The sequence below is a fragment of the Candidatus Jettenia sp. AMX1 genome (genome assembly GCF_030263775.1).
Classification (GTDB): Bacteria; Planctomycetota; Brocadiia; order Brocadiales; family Brocadiaceae; genus Jettenia; species Jettenia caeni.
Map to the genome: position 1 here is coordinate 45,053 of NZ_SZPP01000008.1, position 18,015 is coordinate 63,067.

Here is an 18,015-nt window from a genome sequence, read left to right on the forward strand (position 1 = left end):
TTCATAAAGAAAAACTTATTCTAATTTTTGAACAACCTTTAAAAAAGCATCAATCACCTTTGGATCAAATTGTTTCCCTGAACATCTTTTCAATTCCTTAACGATATCATCTCTCGGTTTTTTATTCCGATACGGCCTGTCCTCCCCCATTGCATCTATTGCATCTGCAACGGTTAATATCCTTGAAAGGAATGGAATTGTCTCACCTTTAAGACCTTCGGGATAACCAGTACCATCGTAGGACTCGTGATGGTGCTTTACTACGGGAATAATTTCTCTTAAGTGTTTTATCGGCACTAAAATCTCTACACCCTTTGATGGATGTTCCCGCATAATCTTTAACTCTTCATCAGTAAGCCCGCCTGGCTTATCGAGAATTATCTCGTAGGTTCCTATCTTACCAATATCATGGAGAAGACCTGCCAGCTCCAGATTTTTAAGCATATTTTCAAAGAGACCTAATTCCCTTCCTATAGCAACAGCATATTTTGTAACACGTTCAGAATGACCGGCAGTCCATGGAGATTTGGCATCTATAGCCGCCGAGAGTGTTTTTACTGCCCCAAAAAGCATCTCTTTCAAATCTAATACAAGCCGTGCATTCTCTAACGCCACAGCTATTTGATCTGCTATCCTTTCTATGATAGAAAGATGTTCCGGGGTAAAGGCAGCGACCCGTTTACTTCCTACGTTAAGCAAGCCTATTATCTCATCCTTAACAATTAAGGGAACCCTTATTTGTGAACGATACCCTTCATACAGAAGCGCTTCTTCCAACGGTAACAGCTTTTCCTTTATCGCCATATCTGATATAAATGTAGGCCTTCTCGTTTTTATAATGTCTGTAGCCGAGGTATCTTCAAAAGGAATACTGCTACCCTTCGTCAGTTTTATTCCAAATCCTGCCTTATAGACAAACGCATTCATTTCCTTATCAATCATCGCAATGGTAACCCTATCAGAAGGAATAAGCTTGGATACCATACGTGTCGATGTCTCTAAAATTTCATCACTTTCCAGGGCAGACAATATGCTTCTCTCGATCTCATGCATGATCTTGATGGTTTCTACCTTTTGGCTTAATTCTATAGATCTATCTACTACTTCCCGGTAAAGCCTTGCATTGTCTATAGCAATAGCTAACTGATGGGAAATTCCCTGGAGGAATATTTTTTCCCGTTCCTTAAATGGTCTTGAAGTACCGACCCTATCAACACCTATAACACCAATAACTTTATCCCTGCTCACAATAGGGATAGCTATCATAGACTTCGAACCAAATGTCTTTACTAAATCCTTTGGAAGGATAGCGTTTTCCATAGCATTATTAACTACCACTATTTCACCATTGAGGAGCAAATCTATCATCGGTATCCCAGGTTGAAATTTCAGTTGATAGAAATCCAGCATCAGCGATTTCTCAATTCCCCAGACCTGGGCTGGCAAAAAGGCATTCTGTTTTTCATCCCAGAGGAGAATACCACACCTATCGATGTCCGAAACCCTGGGAACAATCTCCACAATTTTTCTTAGTACCTCATCCGGATTAAGAATCGTACCAATCACCTTTGCTACATGCAGAAGCGCACTGTTCACCCCCGCCCCCTCTTTTATACTTTCCTCAGCCTGTTTTCGCTCAATACCTATACCAATTTGATTACCAATATCAGCCATCATACACAATAAGTCATTATCACATTGTTTCATTTCGCAACTAAAGAGCACCATAACGCCAAGGACTTCATTCTTATTCTTAAGAGGAAAACAAAATGCCCCCTGAAACTTCTCTTCGCCCGTAATTCCTGATCTGAGGGAATAAGCATCCTGAATAATATCGGAAATCCAGACAGACTTCCCGCTTACCCAGACATGTCCCAATAAATCAACACCAGGGGAGAAGATAGTTTCTCGTGCAGCCATCTCAAATTTTCGCGCTTCCACCGATGGTAAATGCCATATATCCAAACAACGCAAAACGGTATCTTGCTGGTCCACTATCCAAATTCCACCCAAGTCCCAGGTAAAACCTTCGCAAATGGCCTGGATGGCTTTCGAAAAAGCCTCATGAGGTGTAGCAGATTCTGCCAATGCCCGCGCCACTTCAATCCGGACATTGAAACGTTGTACGACCCTCTTACGTTCAGTAATATCATCAATTAAACTCATAATGCCATTGATATTACCAGCGCCATCATATAATGGTGACATCGAGATACTCATGTCAATAGGTAAACCATCCCGCCTTATTCCGTATACCTCTGTACCCGTAAATAAACCGCCCTGGAGCACACGGTCCTGCAGTATACGTAAGTCTTCGCACATTTTACTGAAAATACCAGGGAAAGGAAAACCGAGCACTTCTTGCTCAGTCCAGCCAAAAATCCGCTCAGCAGCCATATTCCAACTGCTAATATTCCTATCAGTATCCATGGATATGATAGCCAATGGCGAAGTATGAACAATCGCATGGAGTTTTTGACCGGCTTCGCTTACTAACGCTTCCATTCGCTTTTGTCCGGTACTATCTTCCTGAATTCCCGCAAGGTTGTTCATAACTCCTTTTCCGTTTTTGACACGCAGGAAACGGAAAACAATAGGCCGAAAAACAAACAACACTTCCATACACAAGGTAAAGAGGATAAAACACAACACCCCTATTCCCCCTCTATACAAGTAGGTACTGCCCGCTTCACTCTCTTTCTCATATTCTTTTATTACCGTATTGAGAGATTCAAGAAGTCTGGATGTAGATGCAGTAAGGATAGAGCGGAAATGAGGATTACTCCGGATAAGCCTGCTATCTGTATCATATGCCAATGCATTAATTTCAGCAATGTAGTCGCGTATCTGTTTATCGAGCAGTATGGGTGGATGGAAATATATAAGCTGCAGGTGAGGCGAAAGCTTACCAGAGAAATTCATACCTGGGTTACCATGAATTAACCTGTGGTGAGAATTTTCAATACGTTTCGCGATGGTCAACAATTCCTGGCGGCACTTCTTTCTCTCACTCTTATTCTGGCTGTTCATTAAACGCAAGGAGTATATTGCTGCGTGTTGAGACAGCATACGTAAACTGCTGCCGGTGTTACTCTGTGCAGCATTAGCCCTAGTGTGTGCTATACCCCTGGAAAAAATAACGTATGAAGCTACACCGAAAATTACTATAAAAATAAGAGCAAGCGTACATTGAAAGGTTATACCTTTGGTAAAATTCTTACCCATAGTAACCTTCGCCTGGATACATCTTTAGAAAGGCATCTACTACTTTTGGATCAAACTGTGTCCTTGAGCATCTTTTCAACTCAGTAACAATATCATCCGCAGATCTTCTCTTCCGGTACGGTCTATCCATACCCATTGCATCTACGGCATCTGCAACGGATAAAATTCTCGCAAACAACGGAATTGCTTCACCCTTGAGACCTTCAGGATAACCAGTGCCATTATAAAACTCATGGTGGTATTTTACCGCCTGGACAGCTTCCTTTAAGTGCTTTATTGGTTCTAAAATCTTTTCACCCTTTAATGGGTGCTGCCTTATTGTTATTAATTCTTCATCAGTGAGTTTTCCTGGCTTATCCAGGAGAGCTTCGGAGGTCCCTATACTGCCTATATCATGGAGAAATCCGCTTAACTCCAGATCCCTTAGCTCTTTTTCAGAAAGGCCCATTCCCTTCCCTATATCAAGAGCATACCTTGCAACCCGGTTTGCATGTTCAGCAAACCAGCCAGACCCGGAATGTATCACCGAGAAGAGAGATTTGATTATTAAGCGGAATAACTCTTCCATATCAAAAAATAACTTTGCATTCTTTATGGCTACAGCCATACGGGTGGCAATATTCTCAACAGTAGATAAATCGGCAGGGGTAAAGGCAGCCGGCCTCTTAGCGCCAATACTTAATACACCGACAACATCTCCATTCACAACCAGGGGAACTCTTATATGGGATCGAAACCCCTCTTCAATAAGTTTTACTTCAAAGGGACGTGATCTCTCAACCTTTGTCATGTCCGCAACGTACTGATGCGCCCCTGTTTTAATAACCTCTGTAATATCTGTATCACTGAATGAAATATATGTTTCTTTTGAAAGAAAAGGTATTCCAAACCCGGCCGCATATCTTAACCTATTCATCTCCTGATCAACAAGGATAATGGTAACCCTTTCGCATGAAATAATTTTTGAAATCATATGCGTGGCAGTTTCCAGTATTTCCTGGAGTTCTCCTGAGGAGCGGATACTCTTATCAATCTTATGGAGTACCTGGATAGTTTCCATGGCATAGGAAAGTTCCATTGTTTTACGAATAGACTCTTTGTAATGTTTCACCTCTCCAAGAGCGATAGAGACCTGATGGGAAATGCCTTCCATAATTTTCTCATCTCTTTCAGTAATCAGACGGGGGGCATTATAGATGACCATGATGAGCCCAAGGTAGCTTGTTCTGCCTATCATCGGTATAACAGCCATCACCTGTATATCCTTAATCCATTGATAAAATCCAGAATCATGCATGATTATTGTTCTCTTCTCCTCCCGTATCCTCCTGATGAAGTCTATCGTATCATCCAATGTCTCCGTTCTGAATGAAGGAACCATGGATTGAGAGAGGCCGGCTGATTGACTGGGTCTAAATATCCTGGTATCACTATCCCAGAGATAGGAAAGGCATACAGTACTTCCCATAATCTTCTGGACACACTGGACAACCCGCTCCATAAATTTTTCGATATCTGTTGCGCAGGCAGTAGCTTCGGCAATCATCAGGAGACTGCCCGTTATTTCTTTCTCCTGGTTTACTGTCTTCTCAACTTCCTTTTTATAATCGGTAATATCTTCCAATACATGAATAGAGTAAAGATACCTATCATGTTTATCTTTTATTGGATAGGATGTATCCTTAAATACCTTTCCCAAAGACGGGACAGAGATTTCTTCTGCTTTTACCTTCTCTTTCGTCTCCAGCATCTTCAGACACATTTCACAGGGAGCTTTTGTTTTTGGAAAGATCTCGTAGTAAGGTTTGCCAATAATCTGATCAAAGGGCAGTCCCGCTATCTCAATATATGCGGTATTTGCTCTCATAATCTTTGATTTTTCATCGTGGATAAAAATAGGATTTGGGAGGGAATCAAAGGTATTCTCCAATTCACTCTTTGCTCTTTCTATAACTGTTCGGGAATCCCGTAATTCTTCTATCATAGTAAGAATGGTGCTTTTTGTATGCTCAAGCTCAAACTTTTGCTCTCTCGCTCTCTCAACCTCAGCCCTGAGGTTAAAAAGTTCAGTTTCTCATGCAATAATACGTTATTCCGAAGGAGAATCAATCAATAATCTGAACAAAAACTCCCGTCTTCAAGCTATTGATATATTGATTTTTTAACCTCGTAGTCTCTTCCCGATAAATTTTCTTATAAATTTCATCCTGCACTGCTTCAAATGCCTGAATCTTTTCTGGTTTTATCAGTTCCACTTTAAAAATATGATATCCAACGGATGATTCGGTAATCTTGCTGCACTCATTATCTTTTAGATTATAAACGACATCTCTAAGGTCTTTTCTTAACTCACGAACTTCTTCAAAACTCCACAAACCACCATTTTCTGCATTAGGACCCTCTGAATATTGCTGAGCCAGGGCTGAGAAGCTCTCACCCTTTTTGATACGGCTCATAATCTGTTGTGCTACAGAGAATGTCTCTTCTTTATTGCCCTTATGAGCAGAGAACTTTATCATGATATGTCGTAATTTTACTTCTTTCTTCTGACGGAATTCATCAATATTCTCACAGTAATAACGCCTCAATAATTTAGGCTGGATTTTAACCCTGTCATAGACATTCTCCTTCATGATCTTGTCTATCATAATATCCTCTTTTAATGCATTCCTCTTCTCAATAGGATTGATCCCCTGAGATTCAGCAATTTCATAATATTTTGATAAAGAACCTACTTTCTTCACGGCGCCTTTCACAAAGGAATCCAAATCTTTCTCTACATCTTTCATCATAAACTCATTGGTACTAAATAAACGATTCGCCTCTTTAATAAGCACCTTCCTGTTAATCATTTCCTCCAGCGTATCTTTCAGTATTTCTTCAATTTTATCCATTAATTCATTCTCTCTGTATCGTTCTTGTGCTTCTTTGATGGCTACTGCAGCATGTTTAATAACTTCTTCATGGGTAATAATCTCATCATCTACAATAGCCCTGATTGAATTAATACTGTTTTTATCCATATCAATCATGGCCCCGGAGCAGAAAGAGGAAGGAGCGGTAAAAATAACCAATAAGAGCATTATGGTATATCTTATAAACATTTTTCATTACCCTTTGATAAAACTTTAAAAGTAATCAGACTGGCACGGACAAACCCTGTCCCTGTATGTCTTGAACAGGGATAGTTTGTCCGTGCTTATTTATCTACGTACATGGATATGGATTACAAAACACTGGCAAACAAAGTTTGTCAGTACCACCCCGGGAACCGGCTTACAGAGCATGAAAAATTCTCTCCTTATACCTACCAGGTCTCACATGATTCCAGATACTAAATTAAGGTCTTGGGATAACATCTGCACAGTTTGCTCAACCTTGCATACCCAACCGCATATCGCTAAATAGGGAAATATCCTGCTAGATTTTAATTGATTTTTTTAAAAAATCCAGTAAATCCTCCGGCCGTATCTCTTTCTTGGGTAATCTCATATGCAGGGTATCTTCATTAATAATCCGTATATATTTTTTTAGATTATACAAATTTGTTTCTGCCCTTTTTAAATCGGCTACTTGCATAATTAAAATATTATCTACCCGTACCATAGAGCGAATCTTCGCCCCCTGAGCAATAATCCTCAGTTCACTCTCAGAAAGAAGATTTTTTACCGGATGAGGGATAGTACCAAAACGGTCTGCTATTTCATGAGCAATAGCTTGTACTTCCTCGAGAGTAACGGAACGGTTTAATCTCCGATAGATATCCATTTTCAGGGTGTCTTCCTGAATATAGTTTTTAGGAATAAAAGATTCCAGTTTAAGGTCGATGGAAACCTCGATAGGCTCATGTACGGTTTCGTGTCTTGCCTTTTTTACCGCTAATTCTAATAACCGGCAATACATCTCATAACCTACAGCCGCAATATGACCATGCTGTTCCGTTCCAAGGATGTTTCCGGCGCCTCTGATTTCCAAATCGCGCATAGCGATCCGAAAGCCTGCGCCCAGTTCTGCAAATTCCTCAATAGCTTTTACACGTTTTTCTGCTTCCGGAGTAATAGGACGATCAACAGGTACTATTATATAGGCATAGGCACGGTGTTTGTACCGCCCCACCCTGCCCCGTAACTGATGTAAATCTGCCAGACCAAACGTATCAGCGCAATTGATTAATATCGTGTTAACATTGGGAATATCCAGCCCTGACTCAATAATTGTCGTACATACCAGGATATCTGCCTTACCTTCTACAAACTCATGCATTCTTTGTTCCATAAACCTTTCATCCATCTGCCCATGAAGGGTTGTAATGCTCGCCTCCGGCACAATCCTGGATAAGGTTTGAGCGATCCTCTCGATATTATAAACACGGTTATGAACAAAATACACCTGACCATCTCTGTTGAGTTCAAACATAATGGCTTGCCGGATCCGAGCGGGATCAAATCGGATAATCTGTGTATGGATAGCTTGTCTGCCCGACGGAGGTGTATTGAGTGAAGAGATATCCTTGATTCCCATTAACGACATATGGAGCGTTCTCGGTATTGGCGTAGCTGTCAAAGTAAGCACATCTACCATTTGCCGTAACCTCTTAAGACGCTCTTTATGTTCAACACCAAACCGCTGCTCCTCATCAATAATGACCAAGCCAAGATCTTTAAAATGGACATCTTTTTGTAACAGCCGGTGAGTACCAATAAGGATATCAGTAAGACCGGCAGAGGTCTTTTCCAAAATCTCCTTTTGCTCTTTTTGCGTTTTGAACCGGCTTAATACTTCAGTTTTGACCGGGTAATCGGCCATACGTTCTGAAAAGGTACTATAGTGCTGTTGTGCCAGGATAGTCGTGGGTACCAGCACTGCCACTTGCTTCCCATACATCACAGCCTTGAAAGCCGCCCTCATGGCGATCTCTGTTTTCCCATAACCGACGTCTCCACAAATAAGCCGGTCCATAGGTCTTTCCGATTCCATATCCCGCTTTATATCCTCTATGATTTGGAGTTGATCGGGGGTTTCCTCGTAGATAAATTCCGCTTCAAACTCTTTCTGCCACTCTGTATCTTTCGGATAAACAATACCTTCCTTTGCGTTGCGCAATGCCTGGATATGAAGCAAATCGCTTGCAACATCTTTGACAGCATTTTCCGTTCGTCTTTTTCGAACTTCCCAATATTTTGAACCAATCTTATCAAGCCTGGGTTTGTGGTCTGAACTGCCGATATACTTTTGTACCAGCTCAATTTTAGCAGCAGGCACATATATCTTTGTGCCCTCGTCAAACTCCACTATGAGATATTCCCTTTTATGCCCTTCCTCTTCTAACGTTTCCATCCCCCGAAAGCGCCCAATACCATGAGTCATGTGAACGATATAATCGCCTCTTTTCAATTCCAGAAAAGAGTCAATTGCCCTGGTCTGGATAGGCTTTTTCGGCTCGCGGCGCTGCCTGTAACGATGAAAGATTTCGTGGTGCGCAAGGATAGCAATCCCTATATCAGAGAATTGAAATCCTTTGTGAAGATGACCAATACGGAGTTCTAATCGTCCATCTTCTTTTGCGGGCAGAGTATGAATAATCTCCTGAAAGCGTTGCTCTTCAGCACTGTTATTACAGAAAACGACCGTTTTCGTGTTGACATCAGTTATCGTGCTCAATTCTGGTATAATTGCCTGAATATTTTGAGGAAAATCATTCACCGATTTAACGTGAAATGTATAGTTCCTGTTGTCAAGTACAAAGGGTAGCTTCGATATGTGTATCTTCGTAAAGGTACTTAATTGTCCAAAAATTTCATCCGCGGTAAGCAATGTCCTGCTGTTATCTCTATCGATCAATCGCTTTCTCACCCGATCTTCCAGGCTTGCAGGTTCTTTGAGAATAATCCAGGTATCTTTCTTAAGATATTCGAGGAGTGACGTTTTTTGTGATTTCAATCCGGCAGCGTGTGTCTGTGCCGCATGATGAATCCTATCAAAAGAAAGTATTTGACATGTATCTAAATCTTGTTCGGATAATTGGGATTCGAGGTTAAATCCACGGATGGATTCTATCTCATCGCCAAAATACTCAATACGGTAAGGAACATCAGAGGCATAAGGAAAAATATCAACAATACCGCCCCGCAGGGCATATTCTCCGGCATTTTCTATCTGACTAACCAATTGATAATGGTGATCCTGCAACCATAGAATGAGTTTATCACGGGAGTGTTCCTGGTTCTTCCGGATGCAGAGGATGTTTTCAGAAAGGGATTGAGGAGACGGCACGGGTTGTAACAGCGCCTGAACCGGCGATACAATAATATCCAGTTTGCTTCGGGAATTGCTATCGCTGTGGAGTATCTGCTTAAGGACATGAATCCTTTGTGCCAAAATATCATTATCACTGAAATCTTCAGGAAAGATACTTTCACTGGCAGGAAATAAACTGACAGGGTTTTGGAGAAAGGTATTCAGGTCTTCAAGATCCTCCTGAGCCTCTTCTATAGTGGGCACAATAAGAAGGATCTTCGGCTGTTTCTCAATCCTCTTCAGCCTCTCATTGGCAATTGCTGCAATAAAAAAGTTTGCAGATGATCCCCATAGTCCATTGACAGAACAATCGTCCCCTCTCAATACATGAGAAACAATCTCCTTGTATTGCTTGTTTTGATGCAATAATTTCAAAAGATTTTTCATATGGCCCGAATACGAGGATATGCAAAATCAAACGTTCAAATGGTACCGGCGAAGTATTTGCTAAATTTAGGCAAACGCTTCACCCCTATTTGGTAAGGATTTTGATACATGAAGAGGAATGATGTTTCGTTGTAAAATGCATAGGGGCAGAAAGTGGAAAATCAGATCTGCTTTTATCCACTTACTCATTCATGATACCTTTCCCTGAGTCAGGAATGAGAAATTTTGGGAATAAGAGTATTACACGAAAATTCACTTACGACCTGATTTTTAGCATAGTATATACCCTTGTATCAATATGGTATCTAGTAAAAAAATTATTAATTATCCCGGGGAAAGGCCTTTGCCTCCTGGCGCAAAAACATCTTCTCGTATTGAATTAGCACGTACTTTGTCCTTCCTACAACGCCTTCTCGACCCTAATGATATCATAAATAACTTCTCCTTCAGGCAGTTTAATTGTTACAACATCTCCTACCTTTTTATCAAGTAATCCTTTTCCGATTGGAGATAAATAAGAAATAATGCCTTTCTCAATATCAATATCCCAGGGTCCTAGCAGGGTATACCTCTCTAATTCAACCTTCCCTTGCTGCTTCAAGGTAACCTTTGTCCCGGGAGAAACGACATCGGGATGAATGAAGAGTGGCTCAATGATAACAACCTTCTGCAATTCTGCCTTCATGCGTTCTGCCTTTTCAACAAGCATTGCCTGTTTTTCCCGTGCTGCTTTATATTCCGCATTTTCCCGAAGATCGCCACGGCTAATCGCCTCACCAAGATCACGCGCATTTTCTGTAAATTCTACATTCATGAGATGATCGAACTCTTTTTTCCTCTTCTCAAATCCTTCTTTTGTAACGTAGATCTTATTTTCATCAAGTTTTGCCGGACCTTGTTCTTCAAACATATCCGGAAAACGGTCCTGAATAACACTTTCAATAGAAACCTTAAACCAATCCTCCAAGCCCTTGCTACTGGAGACAATGTTAAAAATACTTTCTGCATTGGCATCGTTCAGAACATTTACAGCATAATCAGTACCTCTATCCTCTAAGAGGTTTTTGATTTTATTCATAATGGCTTTTAAATTCCCATCCCGCCCTTTCTGGATCTTAAAGCAGATATTATCCAATAGCTCTATTAACCGGTTAAACATCGTAGCAGGATCAATGTTTTTATAAAATTCAGGGTAGCGTCCATGCATGCTATTTTTGCAGAACCAGATATACTGTTCCGGATATGCATTGAATTGATTAAATATTTTGATAGCTATTGCTTCGAGGGCATGCTCTTTGTTTTCTGCAATAAGCTCCTTGATAATAAATTCCCACAGATTACCATCGTTGATAAAGAACAGAGAGACAAAAACCTCTTGCCATTGTTCCGGCTTAACCTTTTTCATGAAGATGAGAACCTGTTTTCTGTATTCCAATATATTGATCTTATCAATAAGTTCCGGGAGATTTTCATTCGAGAGAACAAGGGATTCAATGTTCTTCCCGTATTTTGCAGTATCCCCTTTCATAAGGCATTGGGCCTCCTCAAGGAGTAAAAGACATTCGATGGCTAAAGAAGGACTTGTTGTACATAATGTATCAATCTCCTGGGTAAAGATATCGATAATTTTATTCAGAGTTTCACTGCATTGTTCATCCCCTTTCAACTCAGAAATATACTTTTTGGCAATCTCTGCCTTTTTGCTTGTATCTTTGGTTTGAGTTAGCCTTTCAAGTATCTCCTCGTGGTGTGTCATAGGTGAGGTACGAAATTCTAAAAATGAGGTAGTGGGCGTACCTTCAGTAAGTTTTATATAAGGATCTTTTTTAATTAATTTCTTCGTACTTGTCCACCATTTACTCCATTTCTCAGATGGTATAACACCCGATATGAGACGATTTTTTATATGAGAGACCGAAGCCCGTCCTTTAAAATATTTTAGAGTAAGCTTAATCAAGGATACGGGGTCCTCATCAATCATGGCATTTAATGCATCTTTTTGAGCATAAATCATCACCAATAAATCGTCTTTATCCAGCTTTTGCAATATATCTGGTGCAATATCCATAGCAATGCTATGGTTGCTCTTTTTCTCAAAATCGATATTTACTTTTTCTTTTTCTATATCAACAGAAACTACCTGACCAACACCCCAGCTCTTGTGGCAGACATAATCACCACAATCCAGATAGAAGTACCTTTCCAATTTTTCTATGGCCTTATGGATATCGGATGCCGTTTCTACTTTTACACACGTCTTCTCAACCATAGCTTTTGCATAGGGTCTGTCTTTATAAATATTTGAATAACACTCAGTAATCTCTCTTCCTAATCCTTTCCCGTTTGGGTTATGTTCTAATATCCTTTTTAAGACCTTTAAAACATCACCATAAAGCCCTTTTTGTTTATAGTGAGGAATCAGTGTCATCAAAAAATCGCACGCCCGTTTCTTCTCTTCCCGTTTTGCAAGTAAATCAACTACCTCGAAGAGCGTTTGGAGATTTTTATTATTCGATTCGATAATTCCCAGCCATACTTCCTCTAATCTATCGTATTGTTCTGTATTAACAAGAGATATAAGTTCGCTGGTATCGAGCTTATTCCCATGTGTAAAATACTCATTGGACATGCTCATTCTCCTATTTTGTTACGGTAAAAATAGTATCTTGTTAAAATCAACAATTAATTATAACTTCATTTTATGAATAAGGGAAGTAAGAAATATGTTTTGGAGCTTGACAACGCAGTGTGGGTATTGTAGAAATCGTAATAGTTTAGGACTTATCTATAGTCCAAATAAATACGTCTCCGAATCATACACCTTAATTCAATAAAATTCTATAAAGTAGCTCTATGAGTTGTCACAAAAAATGAAATTATCAAATTCTTTGCGAAAAAATGCAATAGAAATATTTCATCTTCTGTCTGAAGAAAATGAAAGAAAACGACCTTGTAATCTCTTATTAATTTAAAATTTTTTAAATTAATTTAATGAAAATACCTTTTTTTTTTATATAATTTAAAATTTATAGTTATTACTTTAAGAATACATACCGGATGAAAATATCTCTTTGAGATAAGAAATTACCCCTATGAAGAAAATACCAAGAACCATGAGCACGCAACATCCCGATAATGTCACTATGCCATTCTTTACGGAGGGAACTTCCTTTCGGGGTGAGGATGAAATAAAGGAGGCATATTACGTGTTCTCGCATCTGCACTGTGATGAGCAAATGTGGGATTGTGAGGGAAAAGAAGTTGATGAGTTTGTCATAAAAAAACTGTTATCTCGTTATGATAATTTTTTCAAAAACAACAGGATCGGCAAAGACCTCTTTATTACGTTACGGGTGCCTAATCCTATGGTTGAAAAAAGCGAGGCAAAAATCCTTTTGGAAACACTGGAAAGCGCGCCACGTTCATATGATACTGCAAGTTTGTTCTACGGGAATGATAATATCCCCCCTATCTCGGAAGTTATTCTTCCTATGACTACCAGCACAGAATCTATTAACCGGGTATATTACTACTATCGCGATTTTGTTGTAGGTAAACAGCATAAGAAGTGCTTTGAGAGTGACATCAATATAAAGGAATGGATCGGAGAATTTAAACCTGAAACGATAGAAGTTATCCCTTTGTTCGAGGATATTCCTTATATGCTTTCTGCAGATACTATGGTAGAGAATTATCTTAAGGACAAACAATTCCCGCATCAGAGGGTGTTTCTCGGCCGTTCTGATCCTGCGCTAAATTACGGTATGCTTCCGGCCATATTAGTTGTGAAAATTGCTCTCCAGAGATTGTATGCATTGCAAGAAAGGATTAAGGTACCTATCTATCCCATTCTTGGATTAGGTTCTAATCCTTTCCGGGGTAATCTGACGCCGTTCAGCGTGGATGAATGCCTGGCAGAATACCCTAGCGTCCAAACCTTCACGATTCAATCGGCCTTCAAGTATGATTATGATGAAGGAGAAGTGAGAAATGCTATTGAAAAAATCAATAACCACACAAGAAAACCACCTCCTGGTATACATGAAGAAAAGGCGCTTGATATTACAGAAAGACTGGCGGCAGCGTACAGGGAACAAATTACAAATCTAGCGCCTTTAATCAATGACATAGCCAGATTTGTTCCCCGCCGGAGAATGCGTAAACTCCATATTGGCCTTTTCGGTTATTCAAGAAACGTAAAAGGAGTCACCTTGCCACGAGTAATCTCTTTCTGTGCATCGCTATACTCAATCGGATTGCCGCCAGAACTCCTGGGATTACATTATCTCACGGAAAAAGATTTATTGTTTCTTGAAGAGGCATATCCGTACTTTTTAGAAGATATTTCGTTTGCTGCATCGTATTATAATAAAGATGTCACAAAGTTGATATCCCCAAAGATTGCAAAGGAGATCGAAAAAGTACTGGGTATGATAAAATACACCGAGAATTTGCTCCATAGTGAATATACTTCGCAAATTGTCGAGGCTTTCCTTGCTAAGAAAGAAGAAACGATGACAGAGAATATAATTGCTGCCGGAAAAATAAGAAGATTCCTGGGATAAAGATTTGCCTCTTGTAAAAATGCCTAATTTTTTTTCTCACAAAACATTACAACGGTATCTCGTTAGAGAGTGGTTTTCTACGTTTTTGCCATCCTTAGCATGTTTTGAGTTCCTGATATTTTTGGGATTCGCTATTCAGTTATTGCATAAGGGACTTGATATTATTGCCCTTAGGGAACTGATCATCCATCTCTTTATCCAGGCCTTTCCCTATTCTATACCTTCAGCCTTATTGACTGCTACGGCTATGACCTATGGAAGGATGAGTGCCGATCGCGAGATTATTGCTATCCAGGCAAGTGGTATTCATATTTATAAAATGATCACACCAATTTTAGCGATGGGGATTATCTTCAGCTTAATAACGTTAGCTCTATCCTCAGAGATATTACCACGATCATGTTATAAAATGATCGTATTACAGGAACGCGCAATAAATAATATTTTGACAGGAAGCCTGGCAACCTTCCAAAAGAAATTAGATTTTCATCCCTATCAAATCTACATCGGAAGCATAGAGAATAACGTTAATAAGGACATAGCAGTAATTGAATATGCGAATGATTATGTGATCAATGTCATCCTTGCTGAAGAGGGGTTTATCAAGGTGAATGAGGCTGAGAATAAAATCTTCCTTACCTTACGTCGCGGAGAGTTTATCAAGCCTAATTACAAAAAAATAGGTGAAGCTCCTCGTTTAGGAGAATTTAATGAAACTACCTTTGAAATTTCATTAAAGGAAAAGAAACGGGATTCTTCGACAAAATATATGACAATACTCCAGCTTTGTAAAGATAATAAAAAGCTGAAAAAGGTTATCAGAGATGCAAAAATCTCATCAAATTCCCAAAGGCATAATAACAAGCTGGCAATAGAATTTGCTGCATGCAAGGAAGAATACGATGATTTATCGAGGAAACGCAAAATGCTCATGATAGAATTAGAGCAATCAAACGAGAATCTGATACGACAAAGATCGAAAATTGATGGATTTGAGAATGAGAATAAAATAGCTAAAAATTACATCCTCGTTTCCAATGAGAATTTAATCCGATTAAAGAAGCAAAACAAGATAAGTCCATCTATAAATGAAGACAGAGATAAAAAGATCATGCAAATTAAGGAAACGATTGAAAGGGAGAAGCAAAGGATTTATACCATCGAACAAAATACAGCCACAGCCAAAAAGATACAGAATGATGAGATGAAAAACATTGCTTCACTTTCGCAATCTATTTCTAAAATCGATGCACAACAAGAGATATTGTTGAAAAAAAGCGCTATTATTGAAGATGATTTGGAGATTATTGACAAGGAAGAATCAATACGCGAAAATGATATTACAATCCATAGAAGGGCATCGCAATCACTTTCTTGCCTGGTTTTCATCATTATCGGTATTCCACTCGGCATCAAATTGCGTAGTGGAAATCTCATGGTCGGGCTTGGCGCCAGTTTTATGATAATTTTATTCCTCTATTACCCATTAGCGGTAACAGGAATTGCATTAACAAAAAATACATCAATGCCGGTAATACCTATCTTATGGGGCGCAGATATTATTCTTTTTCTGGGTGGAATGTTTATTTTCAGAAAGCTCCTTATCAAATAAGAACTTACTACATAACATTCTTGACTTTTCACTAAAAAGGGATACTATATTTTTATAGTAATTTCCTGTACTTCACAAAAATGATTAAGGATGCGGAATAACAGACTCATTTTTGGAATAAATATTGGAAGCAAATGGACACAGGTGATCATGGTTTTGATCATTGCCAATGCCAGTGTGTTTATGCTTCAATTGTTATTTTCGACCGTAAGCTCTCAGTGGTCACCCCAAACCACAGTATCAGATGTGCAGGTGGAATACACACCGGTACAGCAGTGGTCTTATCCCGCTTTTGATACATTTACAAAATTATTTTGGCTTTATCCACCTGATGCATTAGGACATGGATGGCTATGGCAGTTTTTTACCTACATGTTTTTGCATAGTACAGCAAATCCATGGCATTTGATCTTTAATATGTTAGTGCTTTGGATGTTTGGAAGTGAGGTTGAGCGGGTTCTCGGTTCTCGCCGGTTTTTAACGCTCTATTTTACCGCGGGTATCTTTGCCGGTATATGCAATTGTATATTTACGCCATGGGCTTCTATGGTAGGGGCTTCGGGCGCTATCTTTGCCATTGAGATAGCTTTTGCAATGTATTTTCCCAACAGCACGGTAATCTTTTACTTTTTCCCTATCAAAGCAAAATATTTAGTCATGATTTTTACGAGCATCACGATCTTTAACTGCATCCTCCCCAGGAATAACAATATTGCACATTTTGCCCATTTAGGTGGCCTTGTTTATGGATTTTTGTTTGTTCAATATTCTTATCGGGTAACGGAATATCTCCAAAAATGGCAGATGTATCAGCATGAGAAAGAAATCGTAAAAAAACAGGAACTGCGTGCAAAAGTGGATGAAATTCTTGAGAAGGTAAATCGTGAAGGCTTGCAGAATTTAACACGTAAGGAACGCAGCTTTCTCAAAAATGCCAGTAAGTGGTATAAAAAAAATAAGGATTAAATTTATTGGATTGTTACAGGATAAAGAGAAAATGATTACTATTGCTGTGAACGGTGTTTGTGGGAGAATGGGATCAAGAATTGCCGCTCTTGTCATCGGGGATCCTGAGTTAAAATTGGTAGGGGCATTGGAAAGGATTGGACATCCCTCACTTGGGAAAGATGTAGGTTCAATTGCAGGATACGGGGAAACTGGTATCAAAATTACCCCGTTTTTAGATACGTATGCACATGTCTTAATTGACTTCTCATCACCCGAATCAGCGATTAACATTGCTGAAATTTGTGCAAAAAAGAATACGGCTCTCGTTCTTGGCACCACAGGATTGAACACACAACACTATGAGAAAATACACCGTATCTCCCAGCAGATTCCGTGTCTCGTTTCACCCAATATGAGTGTAGGCGTTCATGTTCTATCTGATCTTGTAGCTAAAGCTGCAAAGCTGCTGGGAAATGATTTTGATATAGAGATTCTGGAAACACACCATAGATTTAAAAAGGATGCACCCAGTGGTACAGCCTTGCGGCTTGCTGAGAAGATCTGTGAAGCAACGGGGAGGGAAACGGGTAAAGACGTTATTTATGGCCGTCATGGTATATCCGGTGAACGACCTGTAAACCAGATAGGTATACATGCAATCCGGAGCGGAGATGTTATAGGCGATCATACAGTCGTATTTGGTAGTTTAGGAGAACGTATAGAAATTACCCATAAAGCACATACAAGAGATACCTTTGTACGCGGCGCCATCCGTGCAGCAAAATTTATAGCACAAAAGCCTCCCGGGATGTATTCAATGTCACATGTTTTACAAATACCATTGTAATACCGATTAATTACGTAGTTCCGAAAATTACCAACCACGAGAGCGCAATCCATGAATCCTGCGTATGATAAAAATAAGGTACACGAACTACCGGATTCAATCTATGTATGTTAAATTTAAAACCTATAGTATTC

At 39.5% G+C, this 18,015-nt stretch carries 9 protein-coding genes; 4 read left to right on the forward strand and 5 right to left on the reverse strand.

The window, feature by feature from the left end; genetic code table 11:
- Positions 1-15: 15 nt before the first annotated feature.
- The 5 genes from FBQ94_RS03035 to greA form a co-directional block, all read right to left on the reverse strand.
- The gene (locus tag FBQ94_RS03035; protein WP_051006176.1) at positions 16-3,225 is read right to left on the reverse strand and encodes a GAF domain-containing protein; all 3,210 of its coding nucleotides are present in this window, start codon (positions 3,223-3,225) and stop codon (positions 16-18) included.
- Positions 3,218-5,209, reverse strand: a complete 1,992-nt coding sequence (locus FBQ94_RS03040; RefSeq protein ID WP_007221828.1) for an HD domain-containing phosphohydrolase — start codon at positions 5,207-5,209, stop codon at positions 3,218-3,220. Before FBQ94_RS03040 ends, FBQ94_RS03035 begins: the two co-directional genes overlap by 8 nt.
- 121 nt (positions 5,210-5,330) lie before the next feature.
- Complete coding sequence (locus FBQ94_RS03045; protein WP_083849259.1) at positions 5,331-6,329, reverse strand: peptidylprolyl isomerase; 999 nt, start codon at positions 6,327-6,329, stop codon at positions 5,331-5,333.
- A 316-nt stretch (positions 6,330-6,645) separates the two neighbouring features.
- Positions 6,646-9,897: a transcription-repair coupling factor gene (mfd, locus tag FBQ94_RS03050; RefSeq protein WP_285441978.1), complete on the reverse strand. Its 3,252-nt coding sequence runs from the start codon at positions 9,895-9,897 to the stop codon at positions 6,646-6,648.
- 412 nt (positions 9,898-10,309) lie between these two features.
- A complete protein-coding gene (gene greA, locus FBQ94_RS03055; protein WP_007221824.1) occupies positions 10,310-12,538 on the reverse strand; it encodes a transcription elongation factor GreA in 2,229 nt (742 codons plus the stop codon).
- A gap of 463 nt (positions 12,539-13,001) precedes the next feature.
- On the opposite strand from greA, the gene ppcA reads away from it, so the two are divergent.
- From ppcA to dapB, 4 genes are all read left to right on the forward strand, one after another.
- Positions 13,002-14,474: a phosphoenolpyruvate carboxylase gene (gene ppcA / locus FBQ94_RS03060; protein WP_007221823.1), complete on the forward strand. Its 1,473-nt coding sequence runs from the start codon at positions 13,002-13,004 to the stop codon at positions 14,472-14,474.
- Positions 14,475-14,478: 4 nt separating this feature from the next.
- The gene (locus tag FBQ94_RS03065; protein WP_007221822.1) at positions 14,479-16,086 is read left to right on the forward strand and encodes an LptF/LptG family permease; all 1,608 of its coding nucleotides are present in this window, start codon (positions 14,479-14,481) and stop codon (positions 16,084-16,086) included.
- 90 nt (positions 16,087-16,176) lie between these two features.
- Positions 16,177-17,052: a rhomboid family protein gene (locus tag FBQ94_RS03070; protein WP_007221821.1), complete on the forward strand. Its 876-nt coding sequence runs from the start codon at positions 16,177-16,179 to the stop codon at positions 17,050-17,052.
- 31 nt (positions 17,053-17,083) lie between these two features.
- Positions 17,084-17,881 carry a 4-hydroxy-tetrahydrodipicolinate reductase gene (gene dapB / locus FBQ94_RS03075; RefSeq protein WP_007221820.1) on the forward strand — a complete coding sequence of 266 codons (798 nt, stop codon included), beginning with the start codon at positions 17,084-17,086 and terminating at the stop codon, positions 17,879-17,881.
- Positions 17,882-18,015: the final 134 nt, after the last annotated feature.

Bases quoted from the DNA above. Each gene is read 5' to 3' on its own strand.
- greA (WP_007221824.1), bottom strand. From the start codon at position 12,538: ATGTCCAATGAGTATTTTACACATGGGAATAAGCTCGATACCAGCGAA.
- ppcA (WP_007221823.1), top strand. From the start codon at position 13,002: ATGAAGAAAATACCAAGAACCATGAGCACGCAACATCCCGATAATGTC.
- FBQ94_RS03040 (WP_007221828.1), bottom strand. From the start codon at position 5,209: ATGATAGAAGAATTACGGGATTCCCGAACAGTTATAGAAAGAGCAAAG.
- FBQ94_RS03070 (WP_007221821.1), top strand. From the start codon at position 16,177: ATGCGGAATAACAGACTCATTTTTGGAATAAATATTGGAAGCAAATGG.
- FBQ94_RS03035 (WP_051006176.1), bottom strand. From the start codon at position 3,225: ATGGGTAAGAATTTTACCAAAGGTATAACCTTTCAATGTACGCTTGCT.
- FBQ94_RS03045 (WP_083849259.1), bottom strand. From the start codon at position 6,329: ATGTTTATAAGATATACCATAATGCTCTTATTGGTTATTTTTACCGCT.
- dapB (WP_007221820.1), top strand. From the start codon at position 17,084: ATGATTACTATTGCTGTGAACGGTGTTTGTGGGAGAATGGGATCAAGA.